The organism is Carboxylicivirga agarovorans (assembly GCF_050589845.1).
Taxonomy (GTDB): domain Bacteria; phylum Bacteroidota; class Bacteroidia; order Bacteroidales; family Marinilabiliaceae; genus Carboxylicivirga; species Carboxylicivirga agarovorans.
This window is the reverse complement of sequence record NZ_JBNGPA010000016.1, coordinates 42,773-64,477: the sequence shown is the minus strand read 5'-3', so window position 1 is coordinate 64,477 and position 21,705 is coordinate 42,773. Positions and strand designations below refer to the sequence as shown.

The window sequence follows — 21,705 nt, the reverse complement described above, 5'->3', positions numbered from 1 at the left end:
ATCGGAATAATGAAATGTTATTCCTGACTCACGTTAATCCCTTTTTTAAATACTTTTGTGAAAAAAAAAGAAAGATGGAATATACAAAAGTACAGGTAACTGTTATGCCTGTAAACCAGATAGCCAATGAATTATTAATGGCACAGATGGGCGAGATGGGTTTTGAAAGTTTTGAAGAGAATGATAAGGGTTTTAATGCCTATATTCCAAGTAATCAGTATGATTCGGAGAGTGTATCTGCCATTGTGTGCCCGCTTGAAGGAATAGAATTATCGTTTCAATCAGAAGTCATTGCTGACCAGAACTGGAACGATGAGTGGGAGAAGAACTTTTTTCAGCCTATTGTTATTGCTAATAAGTGTGTGATTCGCAGTTCATTTCATAAAATAGAACACAATGCCGAGCATGAAATCATTATTGATCCACGCATGAGTTTCGGAACCGGACATCATGAAACCACCGGTCTGATAGTGCAGTATATCCTTGAGTCGGATGTAAAAGATCTGAATGTTCTTGATATGGGTTGTGGAACGGCTATTTTGGGGATGTTATGTTCTAAGAAAGGAGCTGCTAAGGTCACGGGTATTGACATTGATGAGTGGGCCTACAATAATGCTTTAGAGAATATTAAACTCAACAATATTGCTAATATGGATGTGCTGTTGGGTGGAGCCGACCTCTTAAATGAGCAGCAGTACGATCTAATATTGGCCAATATCAATCGCAATATCCTATTGAACGATATGGATAAGTATGCAGCAGTCCTGAAACCGGGGGGGCATATTCTGTTTAGCGGTTTTTACAGTGAAGATGTTGATTCAATTGATAATATAGCCCGCAAGCATAATTTAGAATTAAAAAGTCAAAAAACAGATAACAATTGGACGGCACTTGCGTATATAAAAGCCAGGTAAACTAATTGGGCACACACAACAGAGCAGAACCTTTATTATATGATTAAACGACTACTAGCCGTATTAATTTTTATTACGATTGGAATACAACTGACAGACGCGCAGGGCAAGTTTAGCGGGCAGGCGGCCATGTTTGTTGAAGAGATGGAGGAAGTTTTTAAAGGAGCAACGGATAAAAAGGCGGCTAAAGCGTTTCTTGAATCCTTTGAATTGTTCTGGACAGGTGCTGATGCAGAGTTGCAGGAGCTGATGATGGCTACCTGCAACAAAATGGCAAAAAAGAAAGCCCGCCCTTACCCCGATTACCACACCTACATTACAACGATCATGTCTTTTCAGGAGACAGGGCACCCCCAAAACAGTTTTGACAGCTGGCATGCTGCAGTAAATGATTTACTTGTCAAACCACGTTATGCACTTCGTCACCTGAAGGCCTTCGTGGCATTGAGCCAAAGAATGGTAGAGACTGATGCTGTTTATTCAACTCCTGCACTGGCCTGGTATGCTCGTTCGGGCGACTACCATTACGAGTACGATAAGGATAAAAAACGATTGGCGCTTATAGTGGGAAACACCAACCTGGTTTGTGTGTCAAAGAGAGACAGTATCGTTATTGAAAATACATCGGGGGTGTTGTATCCTTTAGAAAAAAAATGGGTTGGCAAAAACGGGAAAGTGACCTGGGAGCGTTCGGGCTTTGAGGCGTCAATGGTGTATGCCACTTTTAAGGATTATGAGATAAAGGCTGATAAACCAAGGCTTGAAGTAGATTCTGTAGAATTCTATAACCGTCATTATTTTGACTATCCGCTGCATGGAACGTTGGAGCATAAGGTGATGCAGATCACATCACCTGAATCAACCATTTATCCAAAATTCGTAACCAGCGAACAGCGTTTTAAAATTGATAAGATCCACCCTAATATCGATTATGAAGGAGGTTTTGCTCAAAATGGTGCTAAGTTTTTAGGAGCCGGTACCCATGAAAATCCTGCTTCAATAACCATATCGCGTAATGATACAACATTCATAACTGCTAAATCACTGTATTTCGCCCTTCGTAAAGATCAGATACTGAGTAATGATACCGAAGTGTCCATTGTGATGGATCGTGGGTTCATCTATCACCCGGGACTGATCTTTAAATACATGGCCGATCTTGAGGAAGTGCACCTGATACGAAACGGTGAAGGTTTGGCACTTAGCCCGTATTTTAACACCTTCCATAACATTAGTATGGACGTTGAGCTGATCAGGTGGAAAATTGGTTCACAGTTTATTGATTTACGCATGCTGACAGGCGCAGCTCAGAACCAGGCTTTCTTTGAATCGCTCAGCTACTTTCGGGAAGAGTTTTATAACCGACTGCAGGGAATGGATGCCATTCACCCGCTACAGGGATTGCGCAATTGTGATAAGTACTACCATGGTCAGCCCTTTACAGCCGAAGAGTATGCCAAGTTTATGGGCTTACCCCTTAGCCCGGTCCGTCAGCAAATAATTGACCTGTCATTTCATGGTTTTATCGGTTATAACGTCAATACCGATGAGATAACCATCAGGCAGCGACTACGCGACTACCTTGATTTCAGACTTGGTAATAAGGATTTTGATGTGATACGCTTTACATCATTGACCGGAAGTGAGATAGCTAATGCCAAGATTGACCTGCTAAATTTCGACCTTGACCTGAACGGGGTGGAGACCATTTCAATTTGTGATCACCAAAATGTGGTTTTCTTTCCACGTAATCAGCAAATTATTCTGAAGGAGAACAGAAACTTCGTTTTTAACGGAACCATTAATGCCGGTATGTTAACCTTATCAGGTAATGGATTTAAGTTTTTATACGATGATTTCAGGATCGATATGAGTAATATCGATTCCTTAAAGATGAAAGTGCAGTCGGGCCAGAAAGACTACTTTGGTATGCCACTCTTAAAAGATGTAGGAAATACCATTTCGCAGCTTTCGGGGTATTTACAAATTGACGAACCCGACAATAAATCAGGAGCTAAGTCAAACCCTCAATTTCCGGTCATTAACAGTCAGATCGAGTCTTATGTCTATTTCGATAATAAAAACATTCAAGGCGGTGCGTACCACAAAGATGAAATGTTCTTTACGCTTGACCCGTTTGAAATGGATAGTATCAATACCCTAACTCGTCAGAACTTTAACTTTAGTGGTGAGTTTGAATCGAATATTTTCCCAACCTTCAGGGAGAACTTAACCATTCGACCGGATTACTCCTTAGGTTTCAAACGTCAAACGCCCGAAACAGGCTATCCTATATACGGAGGAAAAGCAACCTTTACCAATACCATTGATCTAAGTAATAAAGGATTGAAAGGAAATGGAGAGCTTAACTACTTGACATCGACTTCGTTCTCAGAGGATTTTACATTTTTACCAGACATGGTTAAGGGGCAGGTATACGATTTTACGGTTAGTAAACAAACAGACAGTCCGCCATTTCCTGATGTTACATCAAAATACATCTACTTAGAGTACATGCCGCATGAAGATGAACTTCATGCTAAAACTCAGGAAGAGAACTTCACCATGTTTAACGAGGAGGCGCAGTTGCAGGGCAATATTAAAATTACACCTTATGGCATGACAGGTGCTGGTACTTTCTATATGGCAAGGGCTAATGTTAAATCAAAAGATATTGATTTCACTGATCATACCATTTTGGCCGATTCATCGGACTTTAACCTGTCAGGAGCGGAGGTTGAAGGAGTAAGTTTTGCAACAACCAACCTGATATCGGATATTAATTTTGAAACACGCCAGGGAACATTCCGCTCACGTTCAGGTGGTAGCCGAGTTGACTTTACTGAAAACCGCTATGTATCCTACATAAGTGAGTTCTCGTGGGATATGGATAAGAATGATATCTACATGGGAGCACGCGGATCAAAGGGTAACAGGTTTGTATCAACACACCGCCGTCAGGATTCACTGGCCTTTTACGTGCCAATGGCTATGTACGACGTTGAAACCAAAACCATTTATGCCGAAGAGGTGAAGAACATCGAGGTGGGTGATGCCAATATGATTCTGAATAACGGCCTGGTAACCATTCGTGAGGATGCGGCACTTGACCCGCTGGACAGTGTTCGTATTGTATTGGATAAAGATTCATTGGTGAGACACACCATGTACAACGCACGTGTGTTTATTACCGGTAAGTATGAGTATAAAGCCAATGGTAAATACGATTACTTTAATGGAGATGGTAAAATGTTAACGCTTGACATGCACAACATAGAATATGGCAAAGAAGAAATGACCATTGCCGAAAGTAAGATAGTGCCGGGCGATCTGTTTACATTCGATTCTCATTTTGCCTACCAGGGCAATGCAACATTGAGGGCTACAGAGCAACTGCTGTCATTTGACGGAGGTGTTCAGATGCTACACCGTTGTTCGCGCGGACCACAAACATATATTCGTTTCGATTCACCAATTGATCCTGCCAACGTGCGAATACCAATCGGTGAAGAGTTGCAAAACTTCGATTACGATAATATTTATAAGGATTTCTTTATTACCAAGGATAGCACACACGTTTATTCATCTTTTGTTGAAGACCGTAAAGATTACAGCGATATTCCGATGATTAATGCCTCGGGCTACCTGGTTTATAACGATAAGGAGAAAGCCTTTGATATTGCATCAGAAGCTAAACTGGCCAATGCCGATACAACCGGAACCTTAATGCGTTTTTCTGAAGCCGCCTGCAATATTCAGGGACATGGTATTATCGATTTGGGTATTGATATGGATCAGGTGAAGATGAAATCGACTGGTACCATACTTCATGACCGCGATAAGAATGAGATCAGCCTTTCGTCAATGTTGGGTATCGATTTCTTTTTTAATGCCGATGCCCAGGATGTTTTATACAGCACTATTATCGCCTCATCAGCCAAGTCTTCGTCGTTGAGTAAGAAAACATTTAACAGCCGTCTGTCCGAATGGACAGGCAGGAACAAAGCTGAAAAAGCTGAAAATGAAAGGGGCAAAACAGGCGAGAGTACCGTTCTTCCTGCCGATCTTCAGCAAATGCTGCTGTTCAGTAACATTGACTTTAAATGGGATACCAAAAAACGAGCTTTTGTTGCTGAAGGAAAGGCTGATTTGGCTTACATCAAACAAATGGTGGTAAATCGTGAAGCCAAAGTACTGGCAGAGATCACACGTAAGCGAAGTGGTAATTCTCTTGAAATGTACCTTGAGTTTGATGCCGATAACTGGGTGTATTTTACCTATAAAAACAGTATGATGCAAACCTTGTCATCCAATTCTGCCTATAACAGTATAGTGCAGGAACTGAAGCCAGAAGAGCGTAAACAAAAGGTTGGATTAGGAGAGAGGGGTTATACCTTTATTATGGCACCTGAAAGTAAAAAGAAGAAGTTCCTTTCCAGGTTTAATAAGAAGTCGGCTCCGGCAGCATTGCCCGAGAAAGATGAGGAAGGAGAGGTGCCTGAATAGTGATGGAAAAGTATTGTAACTAATGCATACTGATGGTCGACAACAGGCCGATATATAAGAAAATTACAGTTGTGCCCCGGGAAGACATGAAGTTGCCCGGGGCTTTTTGTTCAGTTATATCTTCAGTAATAAGCATGCGCTTATGATGGGCAGATGGAATGATCACAGCTGCAGCTTTTATCGTATAGTTTTTATAAGCGAAAGGTTCTCAATTCCATTTATTTATTGAGGAGTGATGATGTAACTGTTATGATCCCTGCATCTGTTTAGCCCAATGGTTTGCAAGGACTCTCAACCATGGTGCAAAAACATTAAGCTGTTCAATAGATAATAGTGGTGCTTATTACGCCAGGACTTTTACCTGGCACACTTCATGCACTTTCGACTTTCGGGCATGAGTACAATACGGCCAGGCTGTATGGGGCCATGACATTGTATGCAAATGCCAAAATCATCATCATTAAGGTGCTGAAGGGCCTCATGTAGTTTAGTGAGCTTGGCTTCTGACTGTCGCAGGGCTGCTTCATTAACGCTTTTGTTATTGATAGCATCCATACGGCTAACACGGCCTATGGCATCGTCAGGAGCAATGGCTTGTGTTAGTTCTTTCAGAGACTTTATCTTACGTTCAACACTGCATATCTGCTTGTTAATTAATTGCTCTATTTCTTGCTTGTCAATGGCCATTAAGTTATACTATTACAATATTAATATGCATTGGAATAAGGCTGATGCATATACAAAGAGTTTAAAGGAGTGAAAAAACTAAAGGTGCTCCTGATAATTATTGGGATTGCATCGTCATCGACATTATTTCTTTTGTGCAACAACAATAATCGAGTCGTCTTCCTTGAATTCTTTGTATGTGCTGATATGAAGAACCTTAAACTCTTGTTCAAACATCTGTATTACCTCTTCTGTTTCATAATAATGAAACAACATGCCTTCGTAGTTTTCTTGTCCCGTTCCCTTCCAGAAGGTGTGTAATACAAGACCCTTAGTGTTAAGGATCTCTGCTTGTCGACTTATTGACTTCTTAACATCATCGAATGTCAAATGGTGCAGTACCTTGTTGGTGTATATGCAGTCAAAGATCTGTTTGATTTTAATGGTAACGGCGTCAAGTACCTTTATTTTTATTTCAGGATGACTTCGTTTGTATAACTCGGCAAATACAAACGAATAATCAGAACCAACCACATCGTACTCAAGGCGGATATTATCCAAATCTTTGCCAGGTCCCATGCCTAACTCAAGGCATTTATAATTTACAGGAACGTGCTTTTTAAACTGTTCGAAAAACCAGCGACCATCATAATCGGCAGTCATTTCAAAATATTGCTTTACATTTTCTTCTTTTTCAAAGAAAGACTCACTCATAATTTTTCTATTTGCATGCAAATTACAAAAAGTTTCATGATTTGGGTAGGTAGTTTTCCTTTTGTCATATCTAAAAAGCCCCGGTTCAGTGACGAACCAGGGCTTGTAAGCTTTTATTGAATTGGTCTTATCGGAAATTAACCACCTCTATTTCAAATATCAGAATACTATTTCCTGGTACGGTTACTTTACCATTACCATCGTAGCGATCGGAGCTTCCGTAACACATTTGAGAAGGACAGTAGAATTTTGCTTTACTTCCTTTTTTAAGCAAAGGAACACCAACTTTCCACGCTTCAATTAAATTAGATAAAGACGCTCCACTTAATGTTCTCTCATCAAACACTTCGCCATCAAGGAAAGTACCTTTGTAACTGACATCAATTAAGGCTTCATCAGGAACATTTTCACCTTCACCATCTACAATGATTTCATAATATAATCCACTCTCGTCTCTTACAGCCTCAATTTGGTTTTCAGCAAGATAATCAGCGAGAATATCCTCGTCAATTTCCGATTGATCTCTAAGTGTGTTGATGTGGTAAATCATCACAGTATTTTCTTCGCCATAAATGTAACCATAGGCATCGCGACATAGTTGCGAGGGAGTATACAATATTATTTCACCCTGCTTATTTATTTGTGACAAACCAATTTGAAAACCGTAAGGTAAGGTACTCAGATAGGCTGTGTGGTTTTTATCATTCTCATAAAAATCTTTGCCGTTGATGGTTTTGCTGTTGAACGAAAAAGTAACCTTTGTGTCAGTGTTATCTTCATCACCAATCGGGTCGCCAATGCCCGGATTAATTACTTTATAATATAAACCAGACGAATGTCTTTCAGCCTCAATATTATTGGCAGCCAGGTATTCGCTGATAAGTTCTTCATCAAGCGCCGCGTAATCTACATAATCATCATCATTTAAACATCCTGCCAATAGGGGCAACAGCATTGCAAATAATAAAATCTTTCTCATCCTAATCACTATTCAATTATTGTTTTCAATTAAATTATAAACTACCATCAGGTACCAAATGGTTTTAAAAAACCATTGTACGGCTAATATCTTGTATAAGTTATTATCGGTTTTTCCCGATGCTGTTCGGTTGTTAGATACATTTTTGTATTAAGGGTTGCTTCATTTAAGAAAAAAAAGTGATTTTTTATTTCCAGCGTTGCTCAAGGTGGTGGTATGCTGATATTTATAGTTTATAACAACACATCGTTTTTCATTGAAAAATTCTTGAGGCCATTACAAAATCTATTAGATAATTCAAATATTTTACGTTAATTAAAGGAGTGTAATAAATCAAAAAATAATCACTATGGTTAAACTAAACTTCATTTCAAAGTTCATTAAGTTACTATTGGTCAATGATAAACACTTCAAGTGGGACAATAAGGTAAAGAAAGTCTTTTTACTGTTAATGAGTGTCTTCGTTATTGTACCTGCAATGGCAAAAGGATTTACTCCACCGGCAGAAGGGAATGCAGTTGTTTATTTTACCCGGGTTAGTTCCTTCGGTGGAGCTGCTTCCTTTGAATTTTTTCATAACGAAGAGTTTGTTGGGATTTTTAAAAATAAGAACTATATGCGTTATGAGGTAAAGGCTGGAGAACACCTTTTTTGGGCATCGAGTGAAAATAAACAATTTGTTAAAGCGAACCTTGAAGCCGGTAAAACATACATTGTTTTGGTCAATATAAAAATGGGTGCATGGAAAGCACAGGTTGGCCTGGAACCTCAAAATGTAGAAGATCCTCTGCAGGAAAAAGAACTTAAGAGAGCTATAGACTTGGTTAATTCAAAAGAACCAATTGTTACGCCTCAATCTTTAATTGATAAAACGACCAAGAAGTTACAAAAAAGGGGATTTGTTCAGAATATGATGAATCGGTATGAAAATGAGTGGCAATATAAAGATAACTACGTCAAAGTTTTAAATATTGATATGTTTATACCTGAAGAGAAGCTCATTAGTCTATAATCTCAACTTAATATTTAACTTTCATGAAAACGAAATTGTTGTTGTTATCTGTTTTGCTAATTATCTCAATGAGGATGTTTGCTCAGGAGGATATAGTTATAGATGTAAAACAGGAAGAGACTAAAAAGGTCAATTTTGGTATTGGCGTTGCATATGGTTTCTTCAATCCTAAAGAAATAAATGATCTAGTGGATAATGCATTTCCATCTGAAGATATGGAATATGGATTCAGCGAACTGATATTAAATATTGTAGGAAAAGTGAATCTAAACTATAATGTTTCTGAACGCTTCTTTATTACAACATATATGGAATATGCCTGGGCTCCCAAGTTTATGACGGATGAAAGTAGTGATGAAACGTTTTACTATTCATTTAACAGGTTTGCGCCAGGGCTGTCACCTAAGGTACTATTCCCATTCGGATCGGGTAAACATTCATTCTTTTTTTCTCCGGGAGTAAGTTACAACTTTATGAATTTTAAATTTGATGATGCCGATTTCGAATCTACAGCCAGCAACATTGGTATGAAAATACAAGGAGGAGTTAATCTGCAGGTGGGAAAAGTTAAGATGCAGCCTTATATGGCATATGATTATGCCAATTCAAAAGATGACAAGTACGATTTAGAATTGAACTATTCGGGTCTTCAAATGGGTATCGACTTTTTCTTTTAAGTACTAACAAAAAATGGCTGCTCAATTGAACAGCCATTTTTTGTTAGTTATTTGTTGCTTATTTCTTGTTGTCAAGAATTGCTTCTATTTCATCCATAATGCCATTCATAGCTTCAATGGTCTTATCAAATGGCTCTGACGATGTCATATCAACACCGGCATTTTTTAGTAGCTCAATAGGGTAATCTGAACCACCTGCTGAGATAAACTCAATATAACGCTTAGTGGCTTCTTTATCACCTTCAAGTACTTTGGCAGCCAGAGCCTGCGAGGCAACAAAAGAAGTACTGTATTGGTACACATAAAAGTTCATGTAGAAATGAGGAATAGCAGCCCATTCAATAGCAATGTTGTCCTCAACAGTGCAAATTCCCTTGTCATGACCATAATACTTACGTGTAATATCACCATACATCTGGGTTAACACTGTTCCGGTTAAAGGTGTACCTTTTTCAGCGGCTTCGTGAATGGCCAGTTCAAATTCGGCAAATTGAGTTTGACGGAACAAGGTACCTTTAAAACCATCAAGCATGCTCATTAATAATGAAAGACGTAAATCATCGTCTTTAAGTTTTTTCTGCATCATATCATTCAGCAAAACCTCATTAAAGGTCGATGCTACTTCAGCTACAAATGTTGCATAATCGGCCGTAGCAAAAGGCTGTGTTTTATTTGAGTAATAGCTGTGCATAGTGTGGCCCAACTCATGTGTCAGTGTGCTTACTTCGTTATACTGGTCGGTGTAGTTCATTAAAATATAAGGGTGAACATCATATGCAGCACCGTTTGAGTAGGCACCACTTCTTTTACCAGCATTAGGATATACATCAATCCAGCGGTTGTTAAAAGCGTGTTCAACTACCTCGATATATTCTTTACCAAGAGGCTTAAGCGATTTTAAGATCAACTCCTGAGCTTCTTCATATGTATATTTCAACTCAACGCCTTTAACAGTCGGAGCATACATATCAGAATACATTAGCTCATCAACACCTAACATGCGTTTTTTAAGCTCCAGGTAACGGTGGAATGTTCCAAGGTTGTTATTAACATTCTCAACCAATGATTTATATACTTCAACAGGAATATTGTTTGGTTTCACAGCAGCTTCAAGGGCTGAATTATAGTTACGAGCCTTGGCACGAAATACATTTACCTTTACTTGTCCGTTAAGCATTTCACCAAAAGTACCTTCATATTTCAGGTAGTTATCCCAATATAGTTTGGTTACTTCCTGGCGTAACTCACGATCGGCCGATGAACGTGCTAAGCTGAAGTTTGCTGAAGTCAGCTCTTTTTCTTCACCGTTAATTGCGGCTTTAACACGTGGCATTTCAGCATTGCTGAATACGCTGAAAGCCGAGTTGGCAGTTCCGGTAATCATACCTGTTTTGGCCATCACAGCTTCTTCAAGTTCTGACAATGTATGCATTTTCATGCGGTAAACATCCATCAGACCCATTTTATAGATTTCAAGCTTAGGCTCTTCATTAATGTATCGCTTCATGGTTGCTTCAGGAATGGCAGCCAGTTCAGGGGTAACAAACGATGCTTTTTGACCATAGTCAATAAACACCTGTCTGATCTCCTTAACACGACCCATATTTTCCGAATCACGTACGTCAGCATCTGATTTTAAAGAAGCATAAATGTACAGACGATAACCATCTTTCATTAACTGCTCAGAATATTGCATGTAGTCCAGTAATACAGCAGCCGATGAGCCTAACTTGCCTTTAAAGTCGGATACTTTTTTCATATCCTCTACAAGAACGTCCTTAGCAGCCGACCAGCTTGCATCACTTTCATACAGGTCAGTGAAATTCCATTTGTATTTGTCATCAATTTCTGATCGCTCTTTTTGAGCAAATGTAGTGCAAACCGTTGCCAGCATCATAACTAGCATCAGCAGTTTAGTAGATGTTTTCTTCATGGTTTAATTGTTATTGTATTATTAATTGTGTGCTGCAAAATAAAGAAGAAAACAGAAATTTTAAAAAAAAATGAAAAAAGGATAAGGGAAAACATTTATGTGACCTGTCCTTATGTTGACAATGCGATTAATAAACAGTTAAACCTACAATATCATGAAAGCAAACAGAAACATATTTAAAATCAAAACACGCTTTTTCCTACTTCTGCTAATTGGAATGATTTCATCCTCCCTTATGGCCAATGACGCCTTGAAAAAAGAAAAACGAGTATTTGAAGAGGGTACTTACAAAGAATTTAAAGGAAAAGTGGTAGCGGACGACAGTGGTGATGAATTGGTTTTCGCCAATGTTACTATTGAAGGTACAAACATTGCCACGGTAACTAACTCAGAGGGATATTTCGCACTGAAAGTACCGAATGACATGCTTAATAAGAATATTACTTTCTCTTACATCGGGTATCAGAAAAAATCAGTGCCAGTAGCTAAGCTGAAAGAGGATAAGAATAAAATTAAACTGGAGATCTTATCGGTATCCTTAGATGCGATTACAGTGTTTCCCAAGGATCCGGACCTACTTATAGAGGCAGTCTTAAATCAACGTAAGAACAATTACGTGCAGGATGAGAATATGATGACAGCCTTTTATCGTGAAACAATACGTAAAAGACGTGCATATGCGTCATTGTCAGAGGCCGTAGTTGAAGTGTATAAGCAAGGCTATAACAATCAAAAGAATGATGCTATTAAGCTATTAAAAGGCCGTAAGAGCGTTGACTATAGCAAGCTTGATACACTTTTATTTAAATTGCAGGGAGGTCCATACTCAACATTAATGCTTGATATCATGAAGAGCCCATATATGATATTGCGATATGACCTGCTTGATCAGTACGATTTTGAAATTGGTAATATTACCCGTCAGGATGACCGTATCCTGTATATCTTAAACTTCAAGCAAAAGAGCTGGGTTCCTGAACCATTGTTCTACGGTAGTCTTTATATCGATTCTGAAACCATGGCTATTGTTAGTGCATCGTACAATGTTAATACAGAGGATAAGAAAGCTGTTGGTGATTTATTCATCAAGCGCAAGCCAGCCGGCGCCGAAGTTTATCCAACCAAAGCTTCATACCTGGTTACCTATCGAGAAAAAGATGGCAAATGGATATATGGATATTCACGCGGTGAAATAACATTTAAAGTAAACTGGAAGAAGCGCTTGTTCAATACCTACTACCATACCGGCATTGAAATGGCAGTAACCGATTGGGAAAAAACCGACGCCAAGACATTCAGAGGTACCGACCGCATGAAAACCAATATTGTAATGAGTGATACAGAAATGGGATTTAGCGATGCTGACTTTTGGGGAGCTTATAACGTTATTGAGCCTGAAAAATCAATTGAATCAGCTATTAAGAAAATTCAGAAGAACATCGAAAAGTTAAAGAACTAACAATTTAACATCTGAACCAAAACTATATACTAATTGATTAAGCTGATAGCCTCTGTGTTATCAGCTTTTTTTATTTCCAACACACCATGTATTTTAACTAATGCCGAAGGGAATAAAGAAAATGGATCTTTATGTGCCGGCTGACTCAAGGCTTTGAAAGCACTATAAAACTTAGCTTGATAGGACTGGGGTACTATTCTTTTCTTTTTGCTGAAAGACAATTGCCTTATTAAGTCGTTTTAATTCACGTACCAGAAAAACAGAAGTGATAACTGCCGAAACAGTATCGGCAATGGGTCCTGCCAGCCATACGCCATCCAGCCCAATATGTTTGGGTAATATCAGCAAAATAGGCACCAGAACAATAACCTGCCTTAGAAGCGATATTAACGCAGACAGTCCAGCTTTTCCGGTCGATTGAAAATAGTTACCAGTAATAATTTGAAAACCGACAAGGGGCAAGGCTAGTAAAAACAAGCGTAAACCTCTTGTGCCTATGTCAAGCAGATCTGCACTGTCGGTATTAAACGCTTTAATAATTGTTCGTGGAAATATTTCACTGAGTCCAAAACCGATAATGGAAATGATGGTCGCAAATATAAGACCAATAACAAGCGTTTGTTTCACACGGCTATAGTCTTTAGCTCCATAATTAAACCCAATTATGGGTTGTGCAGCCATATTAATGGCAATTATCGTCATTACAAGCAGCATCGCAACACTCATTACAACACCCATTGCACCAACAGCCAGATCTCCTCCATATTTGACAAGCTGAACGTTAAAAGTACCAAAAACAAGACTTGATGCCATTTGCATTGAGAATGGTGCGAATCCAATGGATAAAATGTACCAGACTATATCCTTTTTCAGTTTAAAGTTGCGCAATCGCAGTCTGATTACCGATCGTTTACTTCTGAAGTGTGCGATCACCCACAACATTAATACAAACTGGGAAAGTATTGTGGCATATGCAGCTCCTGCAACACCCATGTCCAGAACAAAAATAAATATGGGATCAAGAATAAGGTTTAAACCTGCACTAATCAGCATAGAGATCATAGCCACATTGGCACTCCCCTCAGAACGTATCAGGTTGTTGAGGGAATATCCCACAATATTAAAGACCGTACCAAGTAGTATGATATTTAAATATTCATTGGCGTAGTCAAATGTTTCATTGTTAACGCCAAAGAAATGCAAGAGTGGGTCTTTAATAGCGAACCCTACCAGCATAATAAAGAGAGCTACTATCACCATCAGGACAAAAGCATTTCCCAAGACCTTTTCAGCTCTCACAAAATCTTTCTTTCCCAGGTTTAACGATACCCGAACACCGGCCCCCATGCCTATGAGCATTCCAAAGGCCATCATAATTACCATAATTGGAAAAACGGCACTTAATCCTGACAGGGCCATTGCACCAACTCCCTGACCAATAAAAATGCGGTCGACTATATTATATAAGGAGTTGATAATGACACCTGCAAAAGCCGGCAGGAAATATTTCCAAAGCAATTTTGGGATGTGCTCAAATTCAAGCTCTCTGACGTTTTGTGCCTGTTTTGACATGGAATGTGTTACAATTAGAAGGACAAAAGTATAAAAAGGTGATGATTCTATTGGTTAAAAGTGGTGATTTGGCAAAAATTAACATTCAGTTGTGAGTAGCAAGGCATATATCTCTTTGACATGAATTTCTTCTTAAGCATGCTTTTTTCAAATGAAATACATAATTTGGTAAAGCATTTTTAAAAACAAACCTCTCTTATGAGATTAACTCTGTTCTTATTATTTGTTTTATCTGTTTCACAGGTTTTTGCTCAGGATGCCCATTACTGGACCGAACAATATGGTACTAATTCGATGCTTTTGAGTAATTCAGTGACAGGTAGTGTTGAAGATCTGGGTGCCGTATTTTATAATCCAGCCCGTTTAAGTTTAATTAAAGACAATGCCTTTATAATCAGTGGAAAGGTATACCAGCTTAGTAGCTACAAGTTTAAAACCTCTGCAGAAGAAAAACGAACATCACCCAATAGCCAATCATCTTTTGGAGGTGCACCCAGTTTGCTTGCCGGTACATACCGTGTTAAAGGATGGGATAAACATTCCTTTGCCTATTCATTTTTAGGTCGCAACCGCATGGATGTCGATATTCAGGAAAGCAATAGTTCATATGGTAATATACTTCCCGGAATACCTGGTGAAGAGTATTTTAGTGGTGATGTTTATCTTAAAAAGAGATTTAATGAAGAGTGGTTGGGCCTGAGTTGGTCCTATACTCCAAACAACCGCTTTAGCATTGGAGTAAGTAATTTTGTATCCATTCGAAAGCAAAAAGCCACCGATGAGACCCAATTGTATGCTTATAGCGAGGCACAGGATGTTGAGTCCTTTAAGAACAACAATCAATACAGCTATTCGCATGCCGGTATATTATGGAAAATTGGCTTTGCCTGGGATCACGACCCGATAACATGGGGGATCACTGTTACTACACCAACTGTTTCATTAAGCGGGAAAGGTTCGTTTACATACGATTATGTGTATACGGGAATCAATAGTTCAAGCCCTACCTATGAACGCAATAAACAAACTGATCTGGATATGAAGCTAAAAACGCCCTTTTCAATAGCTGCAGGTCTGGGTTACAAAACCAAAAGGGGCTCACTGCATGCCAGTGCTGAATATTATGGACCTGTGAAGTATTATACTTTAATGAGCAGTGATCCTTTTATAGGACAGAGTACTAATAATGAATACCAGTCATTTTTGGTCAATGAACTGAATTCGGTATTTAATTTTGGGGTGGGTTGTAACGTTATTTTTAATGAGAACCTGTATGGTTATCTCAGTTATTCAACGGATTTCTCTGCTGCCGTAACCGGCTCTAATTCTGATGGTTTTTTTAAAGAAGAAATTTATGCATCCACATTTAACTCAGACATTAGTCACTTTGGTGGAGGAGTGGTATTACATCTGAAGAGGGCTGATATAACTTTTGGTGCAACGCTGGCAACAACTGAATACAGAGTTAACAGTGGCCTTGGCTTTCCCGAAGATGATAGTTCACATATCTTTGATCCTGATGCTTATACTGATGTACGCTGGAACCGATGGCGCTTTATAGTAGGTATATCCATCCCGTTTTTAGATGAATTTACAAAAAAATGGGAAGATAAATTGTTGAATAGAGAAGGAGAGTCAGGACAGTAATCAACGACAACGTTTCATTGCCGCCCTTGGCAGACTAATACTGCTATACTGCAGAAGTTTTTGAAATTGGTTCCGAAAAAACAAAAAAGGGGAAAAGAAAAACTTAACCCCTTAATAAAATTTTACTGCCTTGAAGTTTACTTTCAATATAGAAGACACCCTATTTATTATTAGAACTTACCGAATTTCATAACCAGCCCAAAATTGAATCCTCTGAGCATATCTTCTGAACCAATATTGCCTAAAGTCTCATCTTTATAAGACATATTGATATTGCTGGTGTAACGATAGCTTACAGATAGACCCATGCGCATGAATTTAACCATGTTAAACTCCAGTTCAACGCCTGGCTCCAGTACAAAGAAAGCATCGCTGTCCTCGTAATTTTCCTTGTATTCATTGTCCTCCTCATACTCTTGCCAATGTTGGTTGTAGGTAACACCTCCTGCACCAATTAAAATAGGAAAAGACAGGTGAACCGGTGATTTGGCTCCAACGATCGGTTCAATTAATATACCTCCGTAACCACCGCTGATCTGGTACTCCTCGAAATTTAAGTAAGCATCTTTCTTCGGATCAGTCATAAAGCCGTAACCACCAAGGCCTAAGCCAAAATTATGATCGATTACCCAGGCGCCCCGGGCACCAATTAAAATAGCATCACGGTTATTGATCTCGCTGTAATTAACCATCAGGGCCCCGTACCCGCCATGTGACTGGTCTTTTGAAGTACTGAAAATAGTTCGCACTTCATTATCATTATCTTGCGCACTGGTCAGTGATATGACCATGACTAGTGCTGTTGTCAGGATGATTGATCTCATATCTTTAATTTTTGATTTTTCAATTTTATATATGTGCTATAGCGTGTATTCTAAAAAACAAAAGCTGCCGTAACGGATACGGTATTCAAATTCACCCGAAAATACCCTGGTCCGAAAAATTCGAAATTGGGCATCAGGTCAGCCGAGACCGTGAAAGGATACTTTAAAAAACGGTACTCAAGCCCTAAATAGCCATCAATACCAGGTGATATAAAATGTCCTTCATGTACAATGGCAGGTGCAAAGGGACGAAACAGGTTGCGGTTCTTGATCTTTGTACGGTAAGCCATATGAACACCGTAACCATATGAAAAAAACCACTTGCTCGATGTTTCAGGAAAGGCAGGTGTTTCAAATACCCTCAATCCGGTAAGAATCAAACTGTTTTCACCATATTGAACAGAAGCCATGGCTCCCTGTTCCTGGTCAAACATGCGCTTGTATGAGATGCCCAGGTAGTTTCCATATGATAAGCGGATGGCATTATTATAGTCTTGCCCCATACTGTTTGATGCCAATGCCAGAAGCAATATCAGTGTCGTATACAGGTGAATGGATTTCATGGTCAGGTTATTTGTGGTCAATCTTTAAACTGGCATTATTGATGAGTATCTGCACCTTTTCTTTAGCTGATAAGTCATTGTAATTAAAGGTTATTGCTTCACTTTCAATCTTTTCTTGCCAGTCGGTTGTTTTTGCTTCTAATTCTTTAGGTATGCTTATTTCACCCTTGGGAGCCATAATGGTACATGTATAACTTTGTGGTTGCTTAAGTTCTACGGTACAATTGGCATATTTAGAGTTGATTTTTAACAGGTCAAATGCCGGGGCCATACTTAAATGCTTAAGTGCTCCATACTGCATGACCATGTTGAATTCTTTTTTCAAGTCCAAAACCGATAGCTTAGAGAAATAGGTTTCTCCAAATAAATGGCTCAATTCATCAATCTGGTACTCATCACGTTTTGACTGCAGTTTAATTAAATCGCATTTGTCAATTTTTACTTCTGATGATTTGGAAACAATGTCGAGCTGCTGGCCTGAGCTAATGGTAACTTTACTAAAGTTAAGGTTAAGGGTAGATTGCTGCATTGATTCAATCAGCACGTCACCAAAAGCTAGTGTAAGGTTATTGTTACCTGTGATTTTATTCGCCTGAAAATCGCCATTGGACAGATTGATATTCAGGTTGCCTGCAAAGTTGGGAATAAATATATTTCCATAGCGGTTGTTTACCTTCAGGTTAATATGCGCCGGTACTTTAATGAAGTAATCGATACGTGTACGTGAATTATCGGCTAGCTGCAGGTTGGTAGCTTCTTTGATGTTTTTAAAAAACGATGCATACTTACTGCCAAATACTGTTTCGGCAAGCATATAGGCCGAATTACCAGTTATTTTGAATGTCACATTGTCTTTTATCTTTTTAAAGCGAGCTTCATTCTTCTCTGAGATAAAAAAGTTAATGTTTATTTCCACCGAATCCTTATCCCATGTAGAAAAGTGGATGTTGCCGTATTTGTTATTTATTTCAAGCGTTGATGAGGGCAGGACATAAAAGTTTTCATGTCGTTTTATTTCATCGCTTATAATTTGCGCCTGAGTATTGATAAACAGCATTAAAAAGCCGGAAATCATGTATAATATTCTATAAGGCATATGATGTGTGTGTTTGTTCGTTATTCTCCTGTTGTTCTTCCAGGAACTGCATTATGTCTTCCAAAATAGACAACTTCATTCGGTAGTTCTGAATCATAGCTTCAACTACTTCAGCGTTATCAACATTGTCTTTTAGGTCTCTTTTTATTTCCGCCATAATGGTATCCAGCTCTGCCAGATCATTGTCCATTTCAGTTTGTAACTCTGGGTACTGGGCCGACATTTGATAAACAAGAGCTCTTTTCTGATTGACTTCTGTAGAATAATACAATTCTGTTTCATTCATGTAGCTCACTTCAGACACCTGGCTTGTATTACCTGGTTGTAATACGGCTACATAGATCATGATGCCTGCCAATGCGGCTGCTACTGCAATGCTACTGTAACGAAGGATTGTGAGGCGCTTATGTTTGTGCCCATTCAATTGTGTATCGATGGCATCCCAGGCTCGCGCAGGAGCGTCAAGGCTATCAAAAGCTTCTCTGTTTTGGTCAATGTATTCTTTTAGGCGATCTTTCATAACACATTAATTTAATTAAGCTTGTATTGCATTGAGCTGGCTTTTAATATTTCAGTTAATTTTCGTTTGGCCCTTGCCAATTGCGATTTAGACGTTGATACAGTAATATTCATTATCTCGGCAATTTCCTGGTGATCATAGCCCTCCAGCATGTAAAGTGTAAAAACAACCCTGTATCCGTCAGGCAACATACTCATGGCTAATTTTATATGTTCCACCTTTAGATTAAGTTCATCATCGTCTTCTTTTTCATCGCTATGGATATCCGGTGTTATCTCTTCATTTAATTCAAGGTTCAGTTTGCGTCTTTTTAATTCATTAATACAGCGATTGATCGTTATGCGTTTGATCCAGGCCCCAAAGGTTGATTCAAATCTGAAACTACCTAATCGTCTGAATGCTTCACAAAACACTTCCTGTAACATATCCTCAGCATCTTCTGTGCTATTCATCATGCGGAAGCAAATATTGAACATTGCTTTAGCATAGAGTTCATAAAGTTTCCTCTGCGCTTTAGCATTGCCTTTTGCCGCTTTCTCAATGATGGGTTTATGTATGTCAGTTATGTGTTGTGTCAATTTTTAGCTAATTGTCGGTTTAAAGACAGGGAGTGTTTAAAAAGGATGCATCGGACCAATAAAATTTCATTTCTTTTTTTCCAATGGAGGAGAGGAAAGGTGATAAATCTGATTTAAGCAGTTGTGAAACAGTTAAATAAAGATGAAGTATTTTTAGCTTTTTTCTTTAATTAAATTAAGGATTTTTTTTGCCCTGTTCACTTCACCTTTACTTCCATAAGGGAGTAAGTTCTCCAAAACGGCTTTTAATTCAGGAATAAGCTCAGGATATGGAACGCTAAGGTCATAGATTATTTGCATGCAGTGTGCCTTAACCGCTATTGGTGTTTCCTCTGTCTGTAGCCATTCAAAGCAACAGTCGAGCAGTTGTCCGTCTGCTATTTCAGCTAAGTCGTGTTGTGATAAAATACGCAGGTAATGGCGTTTAATGCTTTGATTGTTTAGCTTCGGCGTACGTTCCATGATTAATTCCAGGTAATCATTCAGAATGTCTTGTTTGATGTCATGGGCCAGGTCAAGTAAATAGGCACTTCGCCAGGCGATTTTAGGATCTGAATGTTCATTAAGCTCGAATAATATGCTAATATCTTGTGGTGAGTGGTGGAGTTCATTGGCCAGCTCCTTGAAGTTATCACTGCTCCATTCGCCATTAACATAGTCTATGAGTTGCTTTTTACGATCAGGCATAGGTTAATTGTTTAGTGCAAAGATAATAGCGACAGATCAGTAATGAAAATAGTGTGAAATTTAAATCGAACTCAGGCTATTGATCACAGGCAAAGAATCAATTTAACAAAAGAATGATCAGCCAAATGTTATATTTTTCTATCTTCGGAAAAAAATAGTTTATGCGACCATTATCCATTATTGTTCTGTTGGTACTTACGCAATTGGCTGGCATAGCACAGCAAAAATTGTCTCAGGAAGCTCAGATATCTCTCTTAACCTGTTCGCCGGGTAATGAGCTTTACTCATTATTTGGACACAGTGCAATACGAGTAAATGATCCTGTTGCAGGTTTTGATCTGGTATTTAATTATGGCACTTTCGACTTTGATACGCCTAACTTTTACATGAAGTTTGCCAATGGTAATCTTAATTATATGCTTAGGTATGGTAATTATCACACATTTCTGAGAAACTACGGGTATGAAAAACGTAGTGTATGGGAGCAGTTGATCAACTTCTCAGATAAAGAGAAGCAACAGTTTTTTAAAGCTTTAATGGAGAATGCCCAACCTGAAAACAGGTATTATCGCTATGATTTTCTGTTTGATAATTGCGCAACCCGCATTCGTGATATTATAGAGGATAATATAGATGGCGAGTTGCAATACAATGAAGCTGCAGCTGATAAATATACCTATCGTGAAATGTTGCATTTGTATGATTCCCACTTGCCCTGGATTGGAAATGGCCTTGATATAATATTGGGCATGAAAACGGACTACGATGCTAATTTGTACAATCAAATGTTTTTGCCCGATTACCTGATGAAGCATTTAATTGGAGCCTATAAAACTGAAACATCACAACCTTTACTGGGGGAAACTAAAACACTTCTGTCATTTGAAAACTCAACAGATAAACAATTTTTTACGCCTGCCTTGCTGTTTTATCTCTTATTCATTGTTTCCTTGATTTTTTCATACTTTGAAGTGAAGAGGAAAAAGGAATTTCTATTTATCAATCGCCTGTTTTTATTCCTGACAGGAGTAGTCGGATGTTTAATATTCTTTTTATGGTTTCTTTCGCGTCATAGTGTAACAGGTGAAAACTTTAATATGCTATGGGCTATTCCTTTTAATGTATTTGTAGCCTTTTTTGGAACATGGTTCTTTAAGGCCAGGACTTTTCATCTGTACCTGCTGTTCCTGATTACCTGCAGTGCTGTGCCACTGGTTTTTGGCTGGCTGATACCACAGTATTTACCTGCTGTTGTTTATCCCTTGTGTTTGCTTCTTATCAGTCGATATCTTAGCTGGTATTACATCTTAACAAGGCATTAACATCGGTCTTTAAACCAAATGCAATCATTTCTGTTT

General features: G+C 38.7%; 18 protein-coding genes. 7 read left to right on the top strand and 11 right to left on the bottom strand.

Going from position 1 to position 21,705, the window contains the following annotated elements; translation table 11 throughout:
• Positions 1–74: 74 nt before the first annotated feature.
• Together prmA and ACRD69_RS15500 are read left to right on the top strand one after the other, a co-directional pair.
• Positions 75–914 carry a 50S ribosomal protein L11 methyltransferase gene (prmA, locus tag ACRD69_RS15505; RefSeq protein ID WP_430816023.1) on the top strand — a complete coding sequence of 280 codons (840 nt, stop codon included), beginning with the start codon at positions 75–77 and terminating at the stop codon, positions 912–914.
• 39 nt (positions 915–953) lie between these two features.
• Positions 954–5,420, top strand: coding sequence for a hypothetical protein (locus ACRD69_RS15500; protein ID WP_430816022.1), 4,467 nt, complete (start codon positions 954–956; stop codon positions 5,418–5,420).
• A gap of 357 nt (positions 5,421–5,777) precedes the next feature.
• On the opposite strand, the gene ACRD69_RS15495 is transcribed toward ACRD69_RS15500, so the two are convergent.
• From ACRD69_RS15495 to ACRD69_RS15485, 3 genes are all read right to left on the bottom strand, one after another.
• A complete protein-coding gene (locus tag ACRD69_RS15495) occupies positions 5,778–6,107 on the bottom strand; it encodes a TraR/DksA family transcriptional regulator (RefSeq protein WP_430816020.1) in 330 nt (109 codons plus the stop codon).
• A 123-nt stretch (positions 6,108–6,230) separates the two neighbouring features.
• The gene (locus ACRD69_RS15490; protein ID WP_430816019.1) at positions 6,231–6,800 is read right to left on the bottom strand and encodes a class I SAM-dependent methyltransferase; all 570 of its coding nucleotides are present in this window, start codon (positions 6,798–6,800) and stop codon (positions 6,231–6,233) included.
• Positions 6,801–6,927: 127 nt separating this feature from the next.
• Entirely contained in the window at positions 6,928–7,779 is an 852-nt protein-coding gene (locus ACRD69_RS15485) for an FKBP-type peptidyl-prolyl cis-trans isomerase (protein ID WP_430816018.1), read from the bottom strand.
• A gap of 349 nt (positions 7,780–8,128) precedes the next feature.
• Between ACRD69_RS15485 and ACRD69_RS15480 the strand changes: the two genes are divergently transcribed.
• Positions 8,129–8,791, top strand: a complete 663-nt coding sequence (locus ACRD69_RS15480) for a DUF2846 domain-containing protein (RefSeq protein WP_430816017.1) — start codon at positions 8,129–8,131, stop codon at positions 8,789–8,791.
• A 23-nt stretch (positions 8,792–8,814) separates the two neighbouring features.
• On the top strand, positions 8,815–9,468 hold the full coding sequence (locus ACRD69_RS15475; protein ID WP_430816016.1) for a hypothetical protein: 654 nt from the start codon (positions 8,815–8,817) through the stop codon (positions 9,466–9,468).
• Between the two features lie 58 nt (positions 9,469–9,526).
• Here ACRD69_RS15475 and pepF read toward each other — a convergent pair whose 3' ends face one another.
• Positions 9,527–11,401: an oligoendopeptidase F gene (gene pepF, locus ACRD69_RS15470; protein ID WP_430816015.1), complete on the bottom strand. Its 1,875-nt coding sequence runs from the start codon at positions 11,399–11,401 to the stop codon at positions 9,527–9,529.
• A 154-nt stretch (positions 11,402–11,555) separates the two neighbouring features.
• On the opposite strand from pepF, the gene ACRD69_RS15465 reads away from it, so the two are divergent.
• Complete coding sequence (locus ACRD69_RS15465) at positions 11,556–12,860, top strand: carboxypeptidase-like regulatory domain-containing protein (protein WP_430816014.1); 1,305 nt, start codon at positions 11,556–11,558, stop codon at positions 12,858–12,860.
• Between the two features lie 171 nt (positions 12,861–13,031).
• On the opposite strand, the gene ACRD69_RS15460 is transcribed toward ACRD69_RS15465, so the two are convergent.
• The gene (locus tag ACRD69_RS15460) at positions 13,032–14,432 is read right to left on the bottom strand and encodes an MATE family efflux transporter (RefSeq protein WP_430816012.1); all 1,401 of its coding nucleotides are present in this window, start codon (positions 14,430–14,432) and stop codon (positions 13,032–13,034) included.
• Between the two features lie 198 nt (positions 14,433–14,630).
• Here ACRD69_RS15460 and ACRD69_RS15455 point away from each other — a divergent pair, with 198 nt between their 5' ends.
• Positions 14,631–16,079 (top strand): hypothetical protein, encoded by a 1,449-nt coding sequence (locus ACRD69_RS15455; protein WP_430816011.1) that lies wholly within the window; start codon positions 14,631–14,633, stop codon positions 16,077–16,079.
• Positions 16,080–16,249: 170 nt separating this feature from the next.
• On the opposite strand, the gene ACRD69_RS15450 is transcribed toward ACRD69_RS15455, so the two are convergent.
• From ACRD69_RS15450 to ACRD69_RS15425, 6 genes are all read right to left on the bottom strand, one after another.
• Entirely contained in the window at positions 16,250–16,903 is a 654-nt protein-coding gene (locus tag ACRD69_RS15450; protein WP_430816010.1) for a hypothetical protein, read from the bottom strand.
• A 50-nt stretch (positions 16,904–16,953) separates the two neighbouring features.
• Positions 16,954–17,466: a hypothetical protein gene (locus ACRD69_RS15445; RefSeq protein WP_430816009.1), complete on the bottom strand. Its 513-nt coding sequence runs from the start codon at positions 17,464–17,466 to the stop codon at positions 16,954–16,956.
• A 7-nt stretch (positions 17,467–17,473) separates the two neighbouring features.
• The gene (locus ACRD69_RS15440; protein ID WP_430816008.1) at positions 17,474–18,562 is read right to left on the bottom strand and encodes a hypothetical protein; all 1,089 of its coding nucleotides are present in this window, start codon (positions 18,560–18,562) and stop codon (positions 17,474–17,476) included.
• Positions 18,552–19,082, bottom strand: coding sequence for a hypothetical protein (locus tag ACRD69_RS15435; RefSeq protein WP_430816007.1), 531 nt, complete (start codon positions 19,080–19,082; stop codon positions 18,552–18,554). The genes ACRD69_RS15440 and ACRD69_RS15435 overlap by 11 nt, the downstream gene beginning before the upstream one ends.
• 11 nt (positions 19,083–19,093) lie before the next feature.
• Positions 19,094–19,660: an RNA polymerase sigma factor gene (locus ACRD69_RS15430; RefSeq protein ID WP_430816006.1), complete on the bottom strand. Its 567-nt coding sequence runs from the start codon at positions 19,658–19,660 to the stop codon at positions 19,094–19,096.
• Positions 19,661–19,813: 153 nt separating this feature from the next.
• Positions 19,814–20,347, bottom strand: a complete 534-nt coding sequence (locus ACRD69_RS15425; protein WP_430816005.1) for a hypothetical protein — start codon at positions 20,345–20,347, stop codon at positions 19,814–19,816.
• A gap of 161 nt (positions 20,348–20,508) precedes the next feature.
• Between ACRD69_RS15425 and ACRD69_RS15420 the strand changes: the two genes are divergently transcribed.
• Complete coding sequence (locus ACRD69_RS15420; protein ID WP_430816004.1) at positions 20,509–21,669, top strand: Lnb N-terminal periplasmic domain-containing protein; 1,161 nt, start codon at positions 20,509–20,511, stop codon at positions 21,667–21,669.
• Positions 21,670–21,705: the final 36 nt, after the last annotated feature.